Here is a 17,164-nt window from a genome sequence, read left to right on the forward strand (position 1 = left end):
ACGACCATGGCGTAGAGGCTGCCGCGACCTTCGCAAGCGATCGCCGGCCGGGACGAGACGCAATCGCTCATTGTCCAACGAAGCCGTATCGCCCTGACGATATCGGTGCCCTCGCCAACGGCCCGAGGCAGGGACGAGGCTTGGTTGCGGTCGGCGCCGAAGCTCTGCTTCGTGCCTTTCCTCGTCCCTGCCACCGCACCGAACCCTTTGGATCGCCGAGCCTTTCGGCGCGGTGCGGCGCGAGCCGACCGGTCGCGATCGGGGCCTCCGTCCATCTTGCAAGCCACGTCCAACGCCGGGTCAGGCCTCCGCCAGCATGGGCTGCGAGGATGATCGTCCGGCCCGTCCGCTTCAGGCCGGAGACGGAAGAGGCAGCAAAGGATAAGGCCGCCCGAATGGACTGGACGAGCCTCCTTCGGGATCTGCCTGCCCTCGCGACGCCCGCCGGGCACGCCGACGCGCTGACGCTCGCCGCCACGCGGCTCCTGCGCGCGGGCGATGCCGCCGGGGCACTGGCGCTGGCCGAGCGGCGCTGCCGCCTCGAGAGCCCGCCGGGCGCCGGCGACCATGCCGTGCGGGCGCTCGCCTGCGCGCTGCGTGGCCGGCGCGATGGGGCCGGCGAAGCCGCGCGGCGCGCCTGCGCCGCCGATCAGCTCGATCCCACCGCCCTCCTCGTTGCGCTGCGGCTCTTCGCCGGCACGAGGGAAGCGCTCGACGCCGCGCGCCGCCTCCTCGCCAGCCCGCTCACGGGGCCAGAGGCGCGGGGCGCCGCGCTCGCCGTGCTATTTCGCGCCGGCGACGAGGCGACGGCCAGCCTCGACCTGACGGACGGCCGCCTGTCCGGCTTCATCGCCTGGACCGGCGAACCGCCGCCGCTCCTCGTGCTCGACGGCGAGCAGGATACCCCGCCCCGTCCGCTCGAAGCCGATCCCGCCTTCCCCGCCCTGCCGACGGGCGTGCAGGGCTGCTTCATCAACGAGACAGCCGACCCGCATGCCACCGGCTTCCGGCTGATCCGCGATACGCGCGTCCTCGCCGCCGGATCGCTGCACGCCCGCAGCCGGCGCAGCGTCCCCGGCCGCAGGGGGCTGGTGCCGGCGGCGATCCCGGCGCGCCGGCCCCTGCGCATCGTCATCCCCGTCCACGGCGATTTCGATGCCACGCGCGACTGTCTGCGCGCCGCGATCCGCGCCGCCGCCGAGCATGGAGACGCAGAGGTCGTCGCGGTGGACGACGCGACGCCGCTGCGCGATCTCGCGCTGCTTCTCGACGCGCTCGCCGCCAAGGGGCTGATCGAGCTCCGGCGCAACGTCCGCAATCTCGGCTTCACCGGCGCGGTGGCGCGCGGCCTCGACGGCGCCGACGGGCGCGACGTCCTTCTCCTCAACGCCGACGCGATCCTGCCGCCCAGTGCGCTCATGCGGCTTGCCGATGCCGTCTATGCCGCGCCCGACATCGGCACCGCCACTCCGCTTTCGAACAACGGCGAATGGACGAGCCTGCCGCGTCTCGGCCATGCCGCCGACGCGCCGGAGCCCGCGGAGGCCCGTCGGATCGACGCGGCGGCGGCCGGCCTCGTGGCGGCGGGCGCGCCGGGCACGGTCGACCTGCCGAACGGCATCGGCTTCGCGCTCTTCGTGCGCCACGACTGCCTCGCCGCGCTCGGTGGGCTCTCGGCAGTCTACGAGCGCGGCTATTTCGAGGATCTCGAATTTACCGTGCGGGCGCGGCGCCTCGGCTTTCGCAACGTCGCGGCGACTGGGGTCTTCGCCGTGCATCACGGCTCGCGCTCCTTCGGCGCCGAGAAGGGCGCGCTCGTGGCGAAGAACCTTCGCCGGTTCCGCCGCCGCTTTCCCGGCCTCACGGCCGAGTCCGCCGCCTTCCGCCGCGCCGATCCCCTGCACGCCGCGCGCGCCGCGATCGAGGCGGCCTGCCCGCCGGGCGGTCACCCCGTGCTCGTCGCCGCGCCCGCGGGCAGCGCCAGCGCCGCCGAGCAATTGTTCCGGCATGCCCAGGCCGGCCGCCCCACGATGGCGCTTTCCTGGCGCGGCGTCGGGACCGCCATCCGCATCGAGTTGCGCGCCGGCGATCCCTCGCAAAGCCCGCAATCCCTCGGCTTCGATCTCGACGGCAAGGGCGATGCGCTCCGTGACTGGCTGCGGACGCTGGAACCCTCGGCGCTGGAGCTGGGAGGGGCGGAGGCGCCACCGGCCGCCCTCGCCGCCATGCTGCGCGATTGCGGCCCGCCCGCGACGGTCCTTCTCGGCGATCTGCCGCGCGATCCCGATCTCGGGATCGGCGACGCCCCGCTCGTGCGCGGCTTTCGCCTGTGGAACGCCGCGCTCGGCGGGCGCATCGGCGCGGTCTCGGCGGGCGATCCGCTGAGCCTGGCGGCGATCGAGGCGCATCTCGCCGGTCGATCCGACGCGCCGCCCGTCCGCGACGAGCGCGAGGCGGGCGGCACCCCGTCGGCGGACGCGTGCGACGGGCCACCGGTCCTCGCCGTCCTGATGGGCCGCCCCGCCCCGATGGCCGATCGCTTCGTCACGGAGCTCTCGGCGGCGCTGCGGCGCCACTCGCCGGTGGCGCGGATCCTGGTGCTCGGCCGTGCCTTCGACGATCTCGCGCTGATGGGGCGCGGCAACGTCTTCGTCACCGGGCGGCTGGCGCCCGGTGAGGTCGGCGCGTCGGCGCGGCAGGGCGGTGCCTCGGCCCTCGCCCTGCCGACTTGCGACCCGTCGCTTGCGCTCTTCGAGCGGATCCGGCACGAAACCTTCCTGCCGGCGGCGCAGGCCGACTGGTCGCTCGGTGGCCTCGCCCCGACGCCCCACCATCTTCTCACGGACCCCCGCCCCGGTGACCGACACAGTGCCCCCGCGATCGCCGATTGGTTCGCTGCTCGCCTCCCGGCGTAGACGCCGCGAGGGCGAGGCCGCCGGCCGTCCCCGGATCGAGGGGGCGATCGAGGGCCTGCGCACCCGGCTGGCGCGCAGCGGCGAGACCGCGATCGAGGGCCACGTCTTCGACCCCGCCGATCCAGAGCGCCGCTTCTGCGTCGAACTGCTGCTCGACGGCCTGCCCGCCGCGCTCGCCCGCGCCGAACTCTTCGTGCCCGCGCTGGCCGGCGACGACGCCGGCAGCGGCGATGGCTGCCACGGATTCGTCTTCGCCCTCGACCCCGCCGTGCTGCCCGCGATCGGAACTGTGAGCGTTCGCATCGCCAACACCGACGATCTCGTCGGGGCCCCGATCGATCTGCAAGCCGGCGAGGCCTTCGCGCAGACGCAAGCGCCGATCGGCGCGGCCGAGTGGATCGGGGGGCTTCGCGTCACGGGTTGGGTCCGGCGCGACGACGCGGCCGGCCCGCTCCGCATCGAGGCCCGCTTCGACGACACGACGATCGCGGCCGTCCTGCCCGACCGTTGGCGCATCGTGGAGCGAGGCGGGGTCGAGACTGCCGAGCCCGGTTTCGAGCTGACCCTGCCGGCGCGCTTCGCCGACGGGCGCTTTCGCGAGATCGAGATCCTGGCGGGCGGACGCGCGCTTCCCGGCAGCCCCGTGGCCGTGCTCGCCTTCGCCGACGGCATCCGCGACGCCCTCGGCGCAGATGCGGAGGTCGATGCCGATACGATCCGGCTCGACCTGTTCGAGCGCTGGTTTCCCGCCGCCGTGCCCTTCGAGGCGCTGGCGGAATGGGAGCGGCGCTTTCCGGCCGACCGCATCGCCCTGCCGGCGGGCGAGAGCCTCGCGGTCGCGGTGATCGGCGAGGACGGGGCGGAGGCGACGCTGCGCAGCGCCGGGCTCGACCGGCTGCCGGACTGGATCGGCGCGATCCTGCCGGCGCGGGGCCCCGGCGGCGGCTTCGAGCCGCGCGACCTCGCCGACTTCCTTGAGGGCGAGGCCGCCGGCTGCGCCGTGCTCCTGCTGCTGCCCGCCGGGACGAGCGCAAGGCCGGGCGGGCCGGAAGGCTTGGCGGCTGCGCTCCTCGCCCATCCCGCCGCCAGCATCGCCAGCGGCGACGTGCTGCTGCGCGTGCCCGGCGGAGCACCGGTTCCCTTGGCGCTGCCCGCCTTCGACTACGAGCGCGCGCTCGAGCAGGGCTGCGCGGCCTGCGTTCTGGCGATCCGCACCGAAGCGGCGCTCGAGGCGGCGCGACGGGGTGCCGGCGATCTCGACCGCCTGTTCCTCGCGCCGCTCGATCGCGGCGCGAGCGGCCGGGCGACGCATCTCCACGTGCCCGGCTTCGGCTTCGCGGTGACGCCGCGCGGGGCGGCGGGCGCCGAGACGCTGACTGAAGCCGTGCGGGCGCATCTGGGCGAGCGCGACCTTCAGGCCGAGATCGAGCCGCGCCCGCCCGCGACGCTGCCCGCGGTGCGCGTGCGCCGCGCCGCGCCGCCCTCGAGTCTGACGCTCGTCGTCGATGCCGGCCGGGGCGAGGCCGAGATCGAGGCCTGCCTCGACGCTCTCGATGCGACGCGCACGCGCACGGCCCTGACGCTGATGGTCGCCGCGCCGCTCGGTGAGGCGCTGCGGCGCCGGTTGTCGCTGGCCGGCGTCGCCCTGGTCCCGACGCCCTTCGCGGCCTCGCCGGCGCGGCGGATCGGCGATGCCGTTGCCAGCGCATCGAGCGATCTCGTCGCCCTTCTCGACGCCCGACTGGTCCCCGAGGACGACGGCTGGCTGGCCGAGCTTCTCGGCCGCCTGTCGGATCCCGGCACGGGGCTGGCGGCGCCGACGCTTCTGAGCGCCAGCGGGCTCGTCGCCGAGGCCGGCCTCGTGCTCGACTTGACGCAAGCGCCGCGCCCCGCCTTTCGCGGCGACAGCGCGCAGGATCCCGGCTTTGGCGACGCCCGCCTTGTGGCGCGGCAGGTGGCGGCCGTGGGGCCGGCCTGCCTCGTGACCCGGCGCGCCGATTTCGTGGCGCTCGGCGGGTTCGACCCGCTGCTCTTTCCCCGCCATCTCGGCGCCGCCGATTATGCCTTGAAGCTGCAGGCGCTGGGACGGCGGATCGTGGTGACGCCGGACGCGGTGCTGCACTTTGCCGCCGACGCCCTGTCGCGCGGGCCCATCGAAGAGGCGGCGCTGGCCGGCGAGATGGCGGCGCTGCGGGCGCGCTGGGCGCCGGTCCTGGCCGCCGACCCGTTCTACAGCCCGCTCCTGCAACGCGGCGGGCGCCCCTTCGGTGGCCTCGCTTGGCCGCCCGGCGAGCGCCGCGCCCGCCATTCGCTCGTCGCAGCCCCGCGCGCCTTCGCGCCGGGCTGGCGATAGTGCCTATCCAGACGAAACGGACACGCTTCGTCGTCGGACAATGCGGGCAAGAGAAAGATCGAAGGCACGTCCCGCGAACGGATGGTCGCGGGACGTGCCTTGGCGAGGTCAGGCGGCGCGGGCAGCGGCCAGCATCATCGCGGCGGCCTTTTCGGCGATCATGATCGTCGGCGAGTTGGTGTTGCCCGAGACGATGCGCGGCATGATCGAGGCGTCGGCGACGCGCAAGGCCTCGATGCCGCGCACCCGCAGCTCGGGATCCACCACGGAACCGGGATCGCCGCCCATGCGGCAGGTGCCGACGGGATGGAAGATCGTGGTGCCGATGGCCCCGGCCGCCTCCACCAGTTCCTCCTCGCTCTCATAGGCGGGGCCGGGCTTGAACTCTTCAGGCCGATAGCGTTGCAGCGCCGGCTCGGCGACGATGCGCCGGGTCAGGCGGATGGAATCGGCGGCGACGCGCCGGTCGGACGCTTCCGACAGGTAGTTCGGCCGGATCGAGGGCTGCGTGCGGTGATCGGGGGCGCTCGCATGGACCGAGCCGCGCGAATCCGGCCTGAGGTTGCAGACCGACGCGGTGAAGGCCGGGAACGGATGAACGTTTTCGCCGAACCGTTCGAGGCTGAGCGGCTGCACGTGATATTGCAGGTTTGCGGTCTCGTAGGACGGGTCGGAGCGGGTGAAGATGCCGAGCTGGCTCGGCGCCATCGACATCGGGCCGGATCGCGTCAACGCATATTCGAGGCCGATCATCGCCTTGCCGAACAGCGAGTTGGCGCGCTCGTTGAGGGTGCGGATGCCCGACACCTTGTAGGCGCAGCGCAGCTGCAGGTGATCCTGCAGGTTCTCACCGACATCGCGCGCCTCGGCGACGACGGGAATGCCTGCAGCAGCCAGCACCTCGCCCCGGCCGATGCCGGAGAGTTCGAGAATGTGCGGCGAGCCCACCGCGCCGGCCGAGACCACCGCCTCGCGCCGGACCTGGACCGTGCGCACCGTGCCGCCCTGCTCGAACTCGACCCCGACGACGCGGCGCTCGGCGATCACGAGGCGCTTCACATGCGCTCCCGTCTCCACCGTGAGGTTGGCGCGGTTCCTGGCGGGCTTGAGGAAGGCCTTCACCGTGTTCCAGCGCACGCCGCGCCGCTGGTTGACCTTGAAGTAGGAGGAGCCTTCGTTGTCGCCGCGGTTGAAATCCTCGGTGCGGGGAATGCCGAGGCTCTCGGCGGCGTCGCGGAAGGCGTCGAGAATGTCCCAGCGCAGGCGCGGCGGCTCGACCCGCCACTCGCCGCCCGCGCCGTGCATCTCGTCCTCGCCGCCGAAATGGTCCTCCGAGCGTTTGAACAGCGGCAGCACGTCGTCCCAGCCCCAGCCGGGGCAGCCCATCTGGCGCCAGAGATCGTAGTCCCGCGCCTGTCCGCGCATGTAGATCATGCCGTTGATCGACGAGCAGCCGCCGAGCACCTTGCCGCGCGGGTAGTTCAGCGCCCGTCCGCCGAGCCCGGCCTCGGCTTCCGTCTGGAAGCACCAGTCGGTGCGGGGATTGCCGATGCAGTAGAGATAGCCGACGGGAATGTGGATCCAGGCGTAATTATCGCGCCCGCCCGCCTCCAGCAGGAGGACGCGCACGGACGGATCCACCGAGAGCCGGTTGGCGAGCGTGCAGCCGGCGGTGCCGCCGCCGATGACGACGTAGTCGTAGGTGTCGCTCAATGCCCGCTGCCTTCGGCCCGTTCGCGCCCCTGCCCCTGCCCCTCGGACCGATCGCGCCCCCGACCTTCCGCTCTCTCGCGCCTCAACCGCCAGCGATGCACGACCTCGCCGACGAGGCCGCGCCGGAAGGTCAGGACGCAGATCATGAAGATGAGGCCCGTCACCACCGTCACCGGAAAGGCGGAGGTCGCCAGCGTGTTCTGCAGCGCCACCACCAGCGTCGCGCCGACGAGGGGCCCGAGCATGGTGCCGATGCCACCGAGCAGCGTCATCAAAATGACCTCGCCCGACATCTGCCAGGCGACGTCGGTGAGCGTGGCGAACTGGAAGACCAGCGCCTTGGCCCCGCCGGCGAGCCCCGCGAGGCCGGCCGACATGACGAAGGCGGCGAGCTTGTAGCGGTTGACGGAATAGCCGAGGGAGATCGCCCGGTTCTCGTTCTCGCGGATCGACTTCATCACCATGCCGAAGGGCGAATGGACGATGCGATAGACCGCGAAGAGCCCAAGAAGCACCGTGGCGAGCACGAAGAAGTAGATGGCGAGGGGGTCGTTGAGGTCGATCAGCCCGAAGGCGTGGCCGCGCGGCACGCCCTGGATGCCGTCCTCGCCGCCGGTGAACGGCGCCTGCAGGCAGAAGAAGAAGAACATCTGCGACAGCGCCAGCGTCACCATCGCGAAGTAGATGCCCTGCCGCCGGATGGCGAGGATGCCGATGGCAAGGCCGAGGACGGACGCCGCCACGACGCCGGCGAGCAGGCCGAGCTCGGGCGTGAAGCCCCAGACCTTGACGGCGTAGGCGGTGGCGTAGGCCGCGCCGCCGAAGAACGCGGCATGGCCGAAGGAGAGCAGCCCGGTATAGCCAAGGAGCAGGTTGAAGGCCGCTGCGAAGAGCGCGAAGCACAGGATCTTCATCAGGAAGATCGGGTAGACGAAGAAGGGCGCGGCCAGCAGCGCCAGAAGCGCGAGCGCGAGGAGCGCCAGCACCCATGGCTTGGCGCGCGAGGGTGCGGCGCTCGCGCCCGAGCGGATGGCGGCGGGGTCGGCGGTGATCTCGGTCATGGGCGTCACGCCGTCCTTCCGAAGAGGCCCGCCGGGCGAACGAGCAGGACGATGGCCATGATGACGAAGACGACGATCGAGGAGGCTTCCGGGTAGAAGACCTTGGCCAGCCCCTCGAACAGGCCGAGCATGTAGCCGGTGACGATGGCCCCTCCGATCGAGCCCATGCCGCCGATCACCACCACCGCGAAGACCACGATGATGATGTTGGAGCCCATCAGCGGCGACACCTGGTAGACGGGCGCCGCCATGATGCCGGCCAGGCCCGCAAGCGCCGAGCCGAGCCCGTAGGTGAAGGTGAGGAGAACGGGCACGTTGATGCCGAAGGCGCGCACCATCACGGGGTTCTCGGTGGCGGCGCGAAGCGTGGCGCCGAGCCGGGTCTTCTCCACCAGCACCCAGGTGCCCAGGCACACGACCAGCGAGGCCACGACGATGAAGGCGCGGTAGTTCGGCAGGAACATGAAGCCGAGATTGGTGCCGCCGGCCAGTTGCGGCGGCGGCGCGTAGGGCTGGCCCGAGGCGCCGTAATAGTAGCGGAAGGTGCCCTCGATCACGAGCGCCAGGCCGAAGGTAAAGAGAAGGCCGTAGAGCGGATCGAGATCGTAGAGCCGGCGCAGCGCGACGCGCTCCACCACCACCCCGACGAGGCCGACCGCGAGCGGCGCCAGCACCAGCGCCGGCCAGAAACCGATGCCGGCATGGGCGAGCAGCAGGTATCCGGCGAAGGCGCCGAGCATGTACTGCGCGCCGTGGGCGAAGTTGATGATGCGCAGCAGGCCGAAGATGATGGCGAGGCCCAGCGACAGCATCGCGTAGAACGAGCCGTTGATCAGCCCGACGAGAAGGTGCCCGAGCAGCGCCTGGATAGGAATGCCGAAGAGTGTCGTCATGTCCGTCAGACCCCGAGCGTTTCGGTGAGCTGGTTCATGCGGGCCGGCAGGTCCGCCACCGCGAACCCGTCGAGCACGCGGCCGTGGTCCATCAGGTAGAAGCGGTCGGCGACCTTGGCGGCGAAGCGGAAGTTCTGCTCCACCAGAAGCACGGTCATGCCCCGGCTCTTCAACTGGACGAGGATCTCGCCGATGCGCTGGACGATGACGGGGGCGAGCCCCTCCGTCGGCTCGTCGAGAAGCAGCAGCTTGACGCCCGAGCGCAGGATGCGCGCGATCGCCAGCATCTGCTGCTCGCCGCCCGACAGCTGCGTGCCCGCGCTGGAGCGGCGCTCGTGGAGGTTGGGGAAGAGGGCATAGATCTCGTCGACGCTCATGCCGCCCGGCGCCACGATCGGCGGCAGCAGGAGGTTTTCCTGCACGGTGAGCGAGGCGAAGATCGCACGCTCCTCCGGCACGAGGCCGATGCCGTGATGGGCGGTGCGATGGAGCGGCACGCGCAGCATGTCCCGCCCGGCAAAGCGGACGGTGCCGGTGCGCCGGGGCAGGATGCCCATGATGGCGCGCAGCGTCGTGGTCTTGCCGACGCCGTTGCGCCCGATCAGCGTCACGGTCTCGCCGGCATGGATGTCGAGATCGACGCCGTGCAGCGCGTGGCTCTCGCCGTACCAGGCGTTGAGGCCGCGCACGTGGAGAAGCGGCTCAGCCATGGTCGGTCCCCATATAGGCGGTGCGCACGCGCGGATCGGCCGAGACGGTGGCGTAGTCGCCCGCCGCCAGGATCTCGCCGCGCTGGAGCACGGTGACGCGCTGGCAGAGATCGGCGACGACCTTCAGATTGTGCTCGACCATCAGCACGGCATGGCGCTCGGCGGCGCGCCGGATGATCGCGGCGACCGTGCCGATGTCCTCGCCGCCCATGCCCGCCATCGGCTCGTCGAGGAGCAGGACCTTGGGCTCGAGCGCCAGCGTGGTGGCCAGTTCCAGAACGCGCTTGCGCCCGTAGGAGAGATCGGCAGCGAGCCGGTCGCGCGCGCCCTCCAGCCCGACGGTCTCGAGAAGCTCCATCGCGCGGGCGTTCAGCCGGTCGAGCGAGGCCATCGGCTTCCAGAACTGCGTCGCCAGCCCCCCCGGCCGCTGCAGGGCGACCCGGACGTTTTCGAGGACGGTGAGGTGCGGGAAGGTGGCGGAGATCTGGAAGGAGCGCACGAGCCCCATCCGCGCCACCTTCGAGGGCTCGGTCCGCGTGATGTCCTGTCCCAGGAGTTCGATGCGGCCGCTGGTCGGCTGCAGGAACTTGGTGAGGAGGTTGAAGACCGTGGTCTTGCCGGCGCCGTTCGGCCCGATCAGCGCGTGGACCTCGCCGTGCCGCACGTCGAGATCGACATTGTTGACCGCCGTGAAGCCGCCGAAGTCGCGGCGAAGGCCGCGACAGGAGAGCACCACCGCCTTGTCGGGACCGGGCGAGCTACGGCCCCGCTCGTCCCACTGCACCTTCGGCTCCGGCGCCATGGCCCTTATTGCGCCGCGGTGACGAGCGGGCAGCCGCTCTTGGCCGGGTCGATATAGGCTTCCGCGCCCGGCACCGTCGCCAGCACCTTGTAATAGTCCCAGGGCTTGGTGCTCTCGGCCGGCGTCTTCACCTCCATGAGATACATGTCGTAGATCAGCCGCCCGTTGGCGCCGACCTTGCCGCCGCGCCCGAACACGTCGTCCACCGGCATCTCGTGCAGCGCCTTGGCGACCGGCTCGGTCGCGTCGGTGCCGACCTTGTCGATCGCCTTCAGATACTGGAGCACGGCCGAGTAGGTGCCGGCTTGGATCATGTTGGGCATGCGCTGGGTGCGCTCGAAGAAGCGCTGCGAGAACTCGCGCGACTGGTCGTCGCGGTCCCAGTAGAAGCCCTCCGTCAGCGACAGGCCCTGCGCCGCCTCGAGCCCAAGGCCATGGACCTCGGCGAGCGTGAAGAGGAGCGCGGCCAGCCGCTGGCCGCCGGCGACGATGCCGAACTCGGCGGCCTGCTTCACCGCATTCGCCGTGTCGAGGCCGGCATTGGCCATGCCGACGACCTTGGCGCCGGATGCCTGCGCCTGCAGCAGGAACGAGGAATAGTCGGTGGTCGACAGCGGATGGCGCACGGCGCCGAGCACCTGTCCGCCATTGGCCTTCACGTAGTTCGAGGTTTGTTCCTCCAGCGAATAGCCGAAGGCGTAGTCGGCGGTGAGGAAGAACCAGCTGTCGCCGCCCTGCTTCACCAGCGCGCCGCCGGTGCCGACCGCCAGCGCATGGGTGTCGTAGGCCCAATGGAAGCCGTAGGGCGAGCACTGCTTGCCCGTCAGCTCCGTGGTCGCCGCGCCGGTGACGATGTCGATCTTGTTCTTTTCCTTCGACAGGCCCTGCACGGCGAGGGCGACCGACGAGGTCGTCAGTTCCATGATCGCGTCGACCTGCTCGGTGTCGTACCACTGACGGGCGATGTTGGAGGCGACGTCGGGCTTGTTCTGGTGGTCGGCCGTGACGACCTCGATCTTGGCGCCCTTCACCGTGCCGCCGAAATCCTCCGCCGCCATCTTGGCGGCCTCGAAGGACCAGCGCCCGCCGAAATCGGCATAGACGCCGGACTGGTCGTTGAGGATGCCGATCTTCACGACGTTGTCGGAGATCTCCTGCGCGGCCGCCGGCAGGGCGGAGGTGGCGAGAAGCGCGGCGGCAAGGGTGGCGAGCCTGGGCATGCGGTTGGATCCTCCCGGGTTGTTTCATGGCGGTGAAACGGGGGAGATCGGCTGAGCGCCGCGGACGCCGGACCAGCCGGCAGGCGGCGCCAAGGGCCGCGCCGCGGCCCGGCCGCATCGCTCATCGTCCTCCCGGCTGCCCCGATCCGTCCGTCTTGATGCGGATGTCACCCGGGCCGTGCCACCGGCGCCCGCGCCGCCCTTCGGGCAGCTGCCGAGGGCGCTGATGGGTAAACCGTACCACCGACCTGCCGGCATGCGAATGTTCATTTGCGCAAAGGCGTTGTACGAAAACGTACACCTTACGGGAGACGTATGACCCTTGAGCTATTCCTGGGACGATCTGCAGTACTTTCTCGCCGTCGCCCGCACCGGTCAGCTGTCGGCGGCCGCGCGCCTGCTGCGTACCAATCACGTAACCGTGTCGCGCCGCATCGACCGGCTGGAGCGCGAACTCGGCGTGCGCCTCTTCGAACGATCGCCGCGCGGCTACATGCTGACGGCGCTCGGCGAGCGCCTGATCGAGCATGCCGAGACGATCGAACGCGGCGCCGGACGCCTGTCGGAACTGGCCGCCGACGGTCCGGCCTCGCCGCGCGGGCTGGTGCGCCTCTCGACGCCCGAGGGCTTCGGCAACTTCTTCCTCGCCGAGCGCCTGCCGGAGCTGGCCCGCCGCCATCCCGGTCTGGCCGTCGAGTTCGTCACCATCCAGCAGATCGTCTCACTGTCGCGGCGCGAGGCCGACGTCTCGGTGTCGCTGCACACGCCGCGCTCCGGGCCCTACCGCAACGAGCGCATCGCCCGCTATCGGCTCTTCGTCTATGCGACGAAGTCCTATCTCGACGCCGCGCCGGCGATCCGCGAGCGGGCCGACCTCGCGGGCCATCCGGTGATCGGCTATATCGAGGACATGATCTTCACGCCGGGGCTCGACTACCTGCGCGAGGTGCTGCCGGGCTTACGCGCCGCCTATCAATGTTCCAGCATCCAGGCGCAGCTGTCGGCGACGCTGCAAGGCTTCGGGCTCGGCATCCTCCCCTACTTCATCGCCGCGCATCATCCCGGCCTCGTGCCGGTCCTGCCGCGCGCCGTGCAGATCGAGCGCGACTACTGGATGACCGTCCACGACGATCTGGCCGGCGCCCCGCGCATTCGCGTCCTCACCGACTTCCTGCGGGCGAGCACTGAGGCCTTCGCGCCTGCCTTCGGCGGCGAGGCGCTGTTCGAGCCCGGGGCATCCCATCCGGTCACGGGATCGGAAGCCGGCTGAAAAACGCGTCACTGGCCATTGGCGGTCGGCGGCCGATATGGCGCTTCTCGCAGGGTGCGCACGACATCCCCTTCCGCGCCCTCGCCTCCAGCCAGCGTCCGGATCCCGATGAAAAAGCCGATCTCCTTCTTCGTTCATCACCAGGGCCGCGGCCATGCCAACCGGACGATGGCGGTCGCCGCCGAGTTCGCGCGCGACCGGCCGGTCTCGGTGCTGACCGCCGGTCCGCATCTCTTCGACGGTTATGCCCGCGACATCGAGATCGTCGAGCTGCCCAACATGATCGGCGCCGCCGTGCCGACGCCGCGCCTCTTTCAGGAGCCGACGCCGCAGGTGATGCACTGCGTGCCGCTCGGCCTGACCGAGATGCGCCGCACGATGCGCACCATCCTCGACCATCTCGACGATCGCGGCACCGGGCTCTTCGTGGTCGACGTCTCCGCCGAGATCGCGCTGCTCTCGCGCATCGCGAGCGTTCCGGCGGTGCAGATCCGCATGCATGGCGACCGTTCCGACATCGGCCATGTCGGCTCCTACGAGGCGTGCGTCGGCATGCTCGCGCCCTTCGACGAGACGCTGGAACAGGACGACTATCCCGCCTATCTGCGCGCCAAGACCTTCTATTCCGGCGGCCTCTGCACCACCGAAGGCGCCATTCCCGACAAGGCGGAGGCGCGCCGGCAGCTCGGCCTCGATCCGACCCGCGAGATCATCGTCGTCCTCACCGGCGGCGGGGGGAGCGGCACGCCCTATGCGCCGCTGACGGTGGCCGCGCGCGCCGCGCCCGACGCGCTCTTCCTCGTGCTCGGCCCCACCCACCGCGAGGGTCACGAGACCGATTTCGCCAACTTACGCGAACTCGGCTGGGTGAAGACCGTCACCGAGCATCTGGCCGCCGCCGACATCGTCATCGCCTCGGCCGGCGACAACACGATCCACGAGATCGCGCGCGTCGGCTCGAAGCTCGTGGTCATGCCGGAATGGCGCTATTTCGGCGAGCAGACCCGCAAGGCCGAGGCGCTGACGCGGCTCGGCGCCGCCGTGCAGGCCCCGCAATGGCCGGGCGACCTCGGCGGCTGGCAGGCGCTGATCGAGCGCGCCCGCCGGCTCGACGGCGAGGCCATCCGCCCGCTCTTCGCCCCCGACGCCGCCGCCCGCGCCGCCGACTGGATGGAGGGGCTGACCGACGAATTGTGGGCCGGCGCGCCCGTCCCGGCCGTCACGCAACCGGCCTGACGGGATCGGCGTCGAAGTTACGGTCGCAACCGAGACCCCGGCCCACGCTGCGCCCTAACTGAACAGCCGCTCGCCCGGCTGCAGCGCCGCCGCGATCTCGGCCGGGTCCGGCCGGCGCAGGACGCGGATGTCGCGGTCCTCGTCCCGCCAGTCGATCAGCCCGGCCTGACGGAACTGGCCGAGCCAGTAATCCATGCACCAGCGCCCGTGCCGGGCATGGAAAAGCGCGGCATTGCGCAGGATGTGGTCGAACTGATGCAGCGGCGGCACGTGGACGGGGTGGTGCTGGTGATAGGCGCGCGCGCCCGCCGTCCAGTAGAAATCGATACCAGATCCCGAAAGCCGCGCGGCGAAATCGGTCTCCTCGCCACCATAGCCGATGAAGCTCTCGTCCATGCCGCCGATGGCGAAATAGTCCTCGCGGGCCAGCGCGAAGGACAGGCCCCAGAGTTCGCCCGCATTCGGCTCGCGGCGCACGCCCAATGCAGGGATCGCGGGCTTGGACGGATGCACCTGCCCCCGCGCGTCGAGCCGGGCGAAGTCGAGCGGCCCGTCGATGGCGCCGGCCGGCAGGTAGAGCACCTCGCCGAGGAACAGCGCATGGCTATGCGAAGCCGCCGCCCCGACGTAGGACTCGACGAGCGTCGGCGAGGCCACGCAGTCGACGTCGAGGAAGATCAGCGTCTCGCCGCGAGCTGCCTCCGCCGCGCGATTGCGGGCGCCGGCCAGCGGCATCGGGTCGCCGGGCACCACGACATGGCGCACGGGAATGGCGATCTCCGGCAGGTCCTCGTGCGGGGCGTCCTGCATCCAGGCGATCACCAGTTCGTCCGGCCGGCGCGTCTGCCGGTCGAGGCTGGTCATGAGGTTGGCGAGATGCGCTTCGCGCCCCCGGACGAGGGTCAGAGCGCTCGCAGCCATTCGGCCTTCGCCTTCTTCCGAAAATGATCGACGCCCTCGATGATGCCGCGGGCGTATTTCTCCTGCGCCACGTAGGAATGCTGCAGCCCCGGCAGCGAGGCGAGATCGTCGGAGAAGTTGGCGACGATGATCGCCTGCGGGATGGTGCGCAGCATCTCGATGTCGTTGCCGCTGTCGCCCGCCACGAACACCGCATCGCGCGCCAGCCCGTAATGCGCCTGGACGTGGGCGACTGCCGTGCCCTTCGAGGCGCGCACCGGCAGGATGTCGAGATAGCGGCCATGGCTGTGGATCACCGAACAGCGCAGGCCCGCGGCTTCCAGCCGAGCGCGCACGCGCACCGCGATCTCGCGGTCGCCGTCCGAGAAGTAGGAGAGCTTGTGCGCACGCTGCTCCAACGGCGCCTGCGGCACGATGCCGGGCAGCCCCTGCAAGGCCGTATGGACGGCGGCGCGGTCCCAGCCGCGCGAGACGACGGCCCGCCAGTCGAGATCGGCCCGGTAGGTCGTGCCGTCCGGCTGGAGGTGGTAGATTTCCGAGCCGACGGAGGTGATCATCACCTGCGGGCGCGGGGCGTTCTGCTGTTCGAGGATCGCCATCGCGCTGTGGAAGGAGCGACCGGTGGCGACGCCGAAGGCGAGCCCCTCCTGCTCGCGGTGCCACTGTCCGAAGGTGGCGATGCACTCAGTGCAGCCCACCAGCGTGTTGTCGATGTCGCAGATCAGCAGTTGCTCGGGCGCCGGCGCGATGGCCGGCGCGCCCTTGAGCGAGGCGAGAAGCTCGTGGTAGCGGACCGCATGCCGGTCCCAGTCGTAGGCGGCGACGGCCACCGCGCCGGCCGCGGCATAGCGGTCCCAGAGGGCGTCGTCGCGCAGGATCTTCAGGGCGGCGGCGGCGATGGCGTCGGTCGAGCGCGGGTCCACCAGTTCGCCATTGCCGCACATCTCGATGATGTCGTTGGGCCCGCCGCTGTCGGTGGCGATGAGCGGCAGACCGACCGCCGAGGCTTCGAGCAGCGTCAGGCCGAAGGGCTCGTTCAGCGCCGGATTGACGAAGATGCCGCGCCGGTCGCGCGCAAAGGCGTAGATCGCCGCGACGTCGTCGGGCCGATGGCTCTTGGGATAGGCCACCTTGCCGTAGAGATCGTAGTGATCGACCAGCGCCAGGATCTCGCGGATCTCGCCGGCCATCTCGGCGTCGAGATCGGCAAGATCGCGCCGGCTGCCGGCAAGGATCGCGAGATTGGCGCGGGCCTGCAGTTCCGGGCTTTCGCCATAGGCGCGCACCAGCGCGGCGAGGTTCTTCTTGGCCACCGGGCGGGCGAGCGCCAGGAGTACGGGCTTCTCCGGCTCGGTGAGGAAGCGCGACAGCGAGGCGTCGAGCACCGGACAGGCCTTCGCCGCGCCGAAGCGGGCGAGATCGCTACCGGGCGGCAGGATGCGGATGCGGCCGGGATCGTAGGCCTCGTAGCCGGCATATTGCACCTCGGCCTCGTCGCGCGAGGAGGCGATGACGAGCGCGGCACGGCGGATCGCCGCCTCTTCCGTTTCGATGCGGCGGCCGAGATCGGGGCAGGCCGCGGCTCCCAGCGCCTGCGCCTTCACCCGGCCGAGCGAATGGGCGGTGAAGACGAAGGGGATGCCGAGCCGGTCCTCGATCGCGGCCGCCACGCTCGCAGCATCGGCATAGTGGGCGTGGAGGAGATCGGGGCGCACCGGCTGGCTCTCGATCCAGCCGATCAGCGCGTCCGTGAAGGACGGCACCTCGCGCCAGAGATCCTCCTTGGCGAGATAGCGGGGATCGTCGGTCCCGAACCGCAGGATCTCGACGCCGCCCCCGATCGAAAGGCCGGGCTCGTATTCGGCGCCGTGGGCGCTCGAAAAACCGCGCGTGGCGATGGCGATGCGCGGGCGCGGTTCGGTCCGCCCGGAGGCGGCCACGAGGTCCAGCAGATAGCGGATATGACCGCCGGTGTCGGCGGTGAGGCCGTAGTCTACGTTCTCGGCGCGAAGGCAACCCTGCAGGGCGACATGAAGCACGAACATGACGAGTCTCCCTTTCCAATCGATC

11 protein-coding genes and 1 pseudogene are annotated in these 17,164 nt (G+C 71.0%); 4 read left to right on the forward strand and 8 right to left on the reverse strand.

The genetic code is table 11. The features are described from left to right. Window positions 1-395: 395 nt before the first annotated feature. Together AUL33_RS22240 and AUL33_RS15000 are read left to right on the forward strand one after the other, a co-directional pair. A complete protein-coding gene (locus tag AUL33_RS22240; protein WP_062209771.1) occupies window positions 396-2,915 on the forward strand; it encodes a glycosyltransferase in 2,520 nt (839 codons plus the stop codon). Continuing rightward, complete coding sequence (locus AUL33_RS15000; RefSeq protein WP_156419434.1) at window positions 2,857-5,268, forward strand: hypothetical protein; 2,412 nt, start codon at window positions 2,857-2,859, stop codon at window positions 5,266-5,268. Before AUL33_RS22240 ends, AUL33_RS15000 begins: the two co-directional genes overlap by 59 nt. A gap of 108 nt (window positions 5,269-5,376) precedes the next feature. Here AUL33_RS15000 and AUL33_RS15005 read toward each other — a convergent pair whose 3' ends face one another. From AUL33_RS15005 to AUL33_RS15030, 6 genes and pseudogenes are all read right to left on the reverse strand, one after another. Beyond that, window positions 5,377-6,981: a GMC family oxidoreductase gene (locus AUL33_RS15005; protein WP_062209776.1), complete on the reverse strand. Its 1,605-nt coding sequence runs from the start codon at window positions 6,979-6,981 to the stop codon at window positions 5,377-5,379. 104 nt (window positions 6,982-7,085) lie between these two features. Next, window positions 7,086-8,042, reverse strand: a pseudogene (locus AUL33_RS15010) (branched-chain amino acid ABC transporter permease); the annotation flags it as partial. Window positions 8,043-8,047: 5 nt separating this feature from the next. Then, window positions 8,048-8,935, reverse strand: coding sequence for a branched-chain amino acid ABC transporter permease (locus tag AUL33_RS15015; RefSeq protein ID WP_062209779.1), 888 nt, complete (start codon window positions 8,933-8,935; stop codon window positions 8,048-8,050). Window positions 8,936-8,940: 5 nt separating this feature from the next. Further along, window positions 8,941-9,645 carry an ABC transporter ATP-binding protein gene (locus tag AUL33_RS15020; RefSeq protein WP_062209782.1) on the reverse strand — a complete coding sequence of 235 codons (705 nt, stop codon included), beginning with the start codon at window positions 9,643-9,645 and terminating at the stop codon, window positions 8,941-8,943. After that, window positions 9,638-10,447 carry an ABC transporter ATP-binding protein gene (locus AUL33_RS15025; RefSeq protein WP_082652624.1) on the reverse strand — a complete coding sequence of 270 codons (810 nt, stop codon included), beginning with the start codon at window positions 10,445-10,447 and terminating at the stop codon, window positions 9,638-9,640. The genes AUL33_RS15020 and AUL33_RS15025 overlap by 8 nt, the downstream gene beginning before the upstream one ends. A gap of 5 nt (window positions 10,448-10,452) precedes the next feature. Next, window positions 10,453-11,667, reverse strand: a complete 1,215-nt coding sequence (locus AUL33_RS15030) for an ABC transporter substrate-binding protein (RefSeq protein ID WP_062209785.1) — start codon at window positions 11,665-11,667, stop codon at window positions 10,453-10,455. A 322-nt stretch (window positions 11,668-11,989) separates the two neighbouring features. Here AUL33_RS15030 and AUL33_RS15035 point away from each other — a divergent pair, with 322 nt between their 5' ends. Together AUL33_RS15035 and AUL33_RS15040 are read left to right on the forward strand one after the other, a co-directional pair. Further along, a complete protein-coding gene (locus AUL33_RS15035) occupies window positions 11,990-12,937 on the forward strand; it encodes a LysR family transcriptional regulator (protein WP_062209788.1) in 948 nt (315 codons plus the stop codon). A gap of 108 nt (window positions 12,938-13,045) precedes the next feature. Then, the gene (locus AUL33_RS15040) at window positions 13,046-14,173 is read left to right on the forward strand and encodes a glycosyltransferase (protein WP_062209791.1); all 1,128 of its coding nucleotides are present in this window, start codon (window positions 13,046-13,048) and stop codon (window positions 14,171-14,173) included. 54 nt (window positions 14,174-14,227) lie between these two features. Here AUL33_RS15040 and AUL33_RS15045 read toward each other — a convergent pair whose 3' ends face one another. Together AUL33_RS15045 and AUL33_RS15050 are read right to left on the reverse strand one after the other, a co-directional pair. Next, a complete protein-coding gene (locus AUL33_RS15045) occupies window positions 14,228-15,094 on the reverse strand; it encodes a galactosyltransferase-related protein (protein ID WP_062209794.1) in 867 nt (288 codons plus the stop codon). After that, a complete protein-coding gene (locus AUL33_RS15050; protein WP_062209797.1) occupies window positions 15,076-17,139 on the reverse strand; it encodes an HAD-IIB family hydrolase in 2,064 nt (687 codons plus the stop codon). The genes AUL33_RS15045 and AUL33_RS15050 overlap by 19 nt, the downstream gene beginning before the upstream one ends. Window positions 17,140-17,164: the final 25 nt, after the last annotated feature.

The organism is Aureimonas sp. AU12, from assembly GCF_001463705.1.
Classification (GTDB): Bacteria; Pseudomonadota; Alphaproteobacteria; order Rhizobiales; family Rhizobiaceae; genus Aureimonas.

Coding starts and splice junctions, on each gene's coding strand:
- AUL33_RS22240 (WP_062209771.1), top strand. CDS start 396: ATGGACTGGACGAGCCTCCTTCGGGATCTGCCTGCCCTCGCGACGCCC.
- AUL33_RS15015 (WP_062209779.1), bottom strand. CDS start 8,935: ATGACGACACTCTTCGGCATTCCTATCCAGGCGCTGCTCGGGCACCTT.
- AUL33_RS15020 (WP_062209782.1), bottom strand. CDS start 9,645: ATGGCTGAGCCGCTTCTCCACGTGCGCGGCCTCAACGCCTGGTACGGC.
- AUL33_RS15025 (WP_082652624.1), bottom strand. CDS start 10,447: ATGGCGCCGGAGCCGAAGGTGCAGTGGGACGAGCGGGGCCGTAGCTCG.
- AUL33_RS15030 (WP_062209785.1), bottom strand. CDS start 11,667: ATGCCCAGGCTCGCCACCCTTGCCGCCGCGCTTCTCGCCACCTCCGCC.
- AUL33_RS15040 (WP_062209791.1), top strand. CDS start 13,046: ATGAAAAAGCCGATCTCCTTCTTCGTTCATCACCAGGGCCGCGGCCAT.
- AUL33_RS15045 (WP_062209794.1), bottom strand. CDS start 15,094: ATGGCTGCGAGCGCTCTGACCCTCGTCCGGGGGCGCGAAGCGCATCTC.
- AUL33_RS15050 (WP_062209797.1), bottom strand. CDS start 17,139: ATGTTCGTGCTTCATGTCGCCCTGCAGGGTTGCCTTCGCGCCGAGAAC.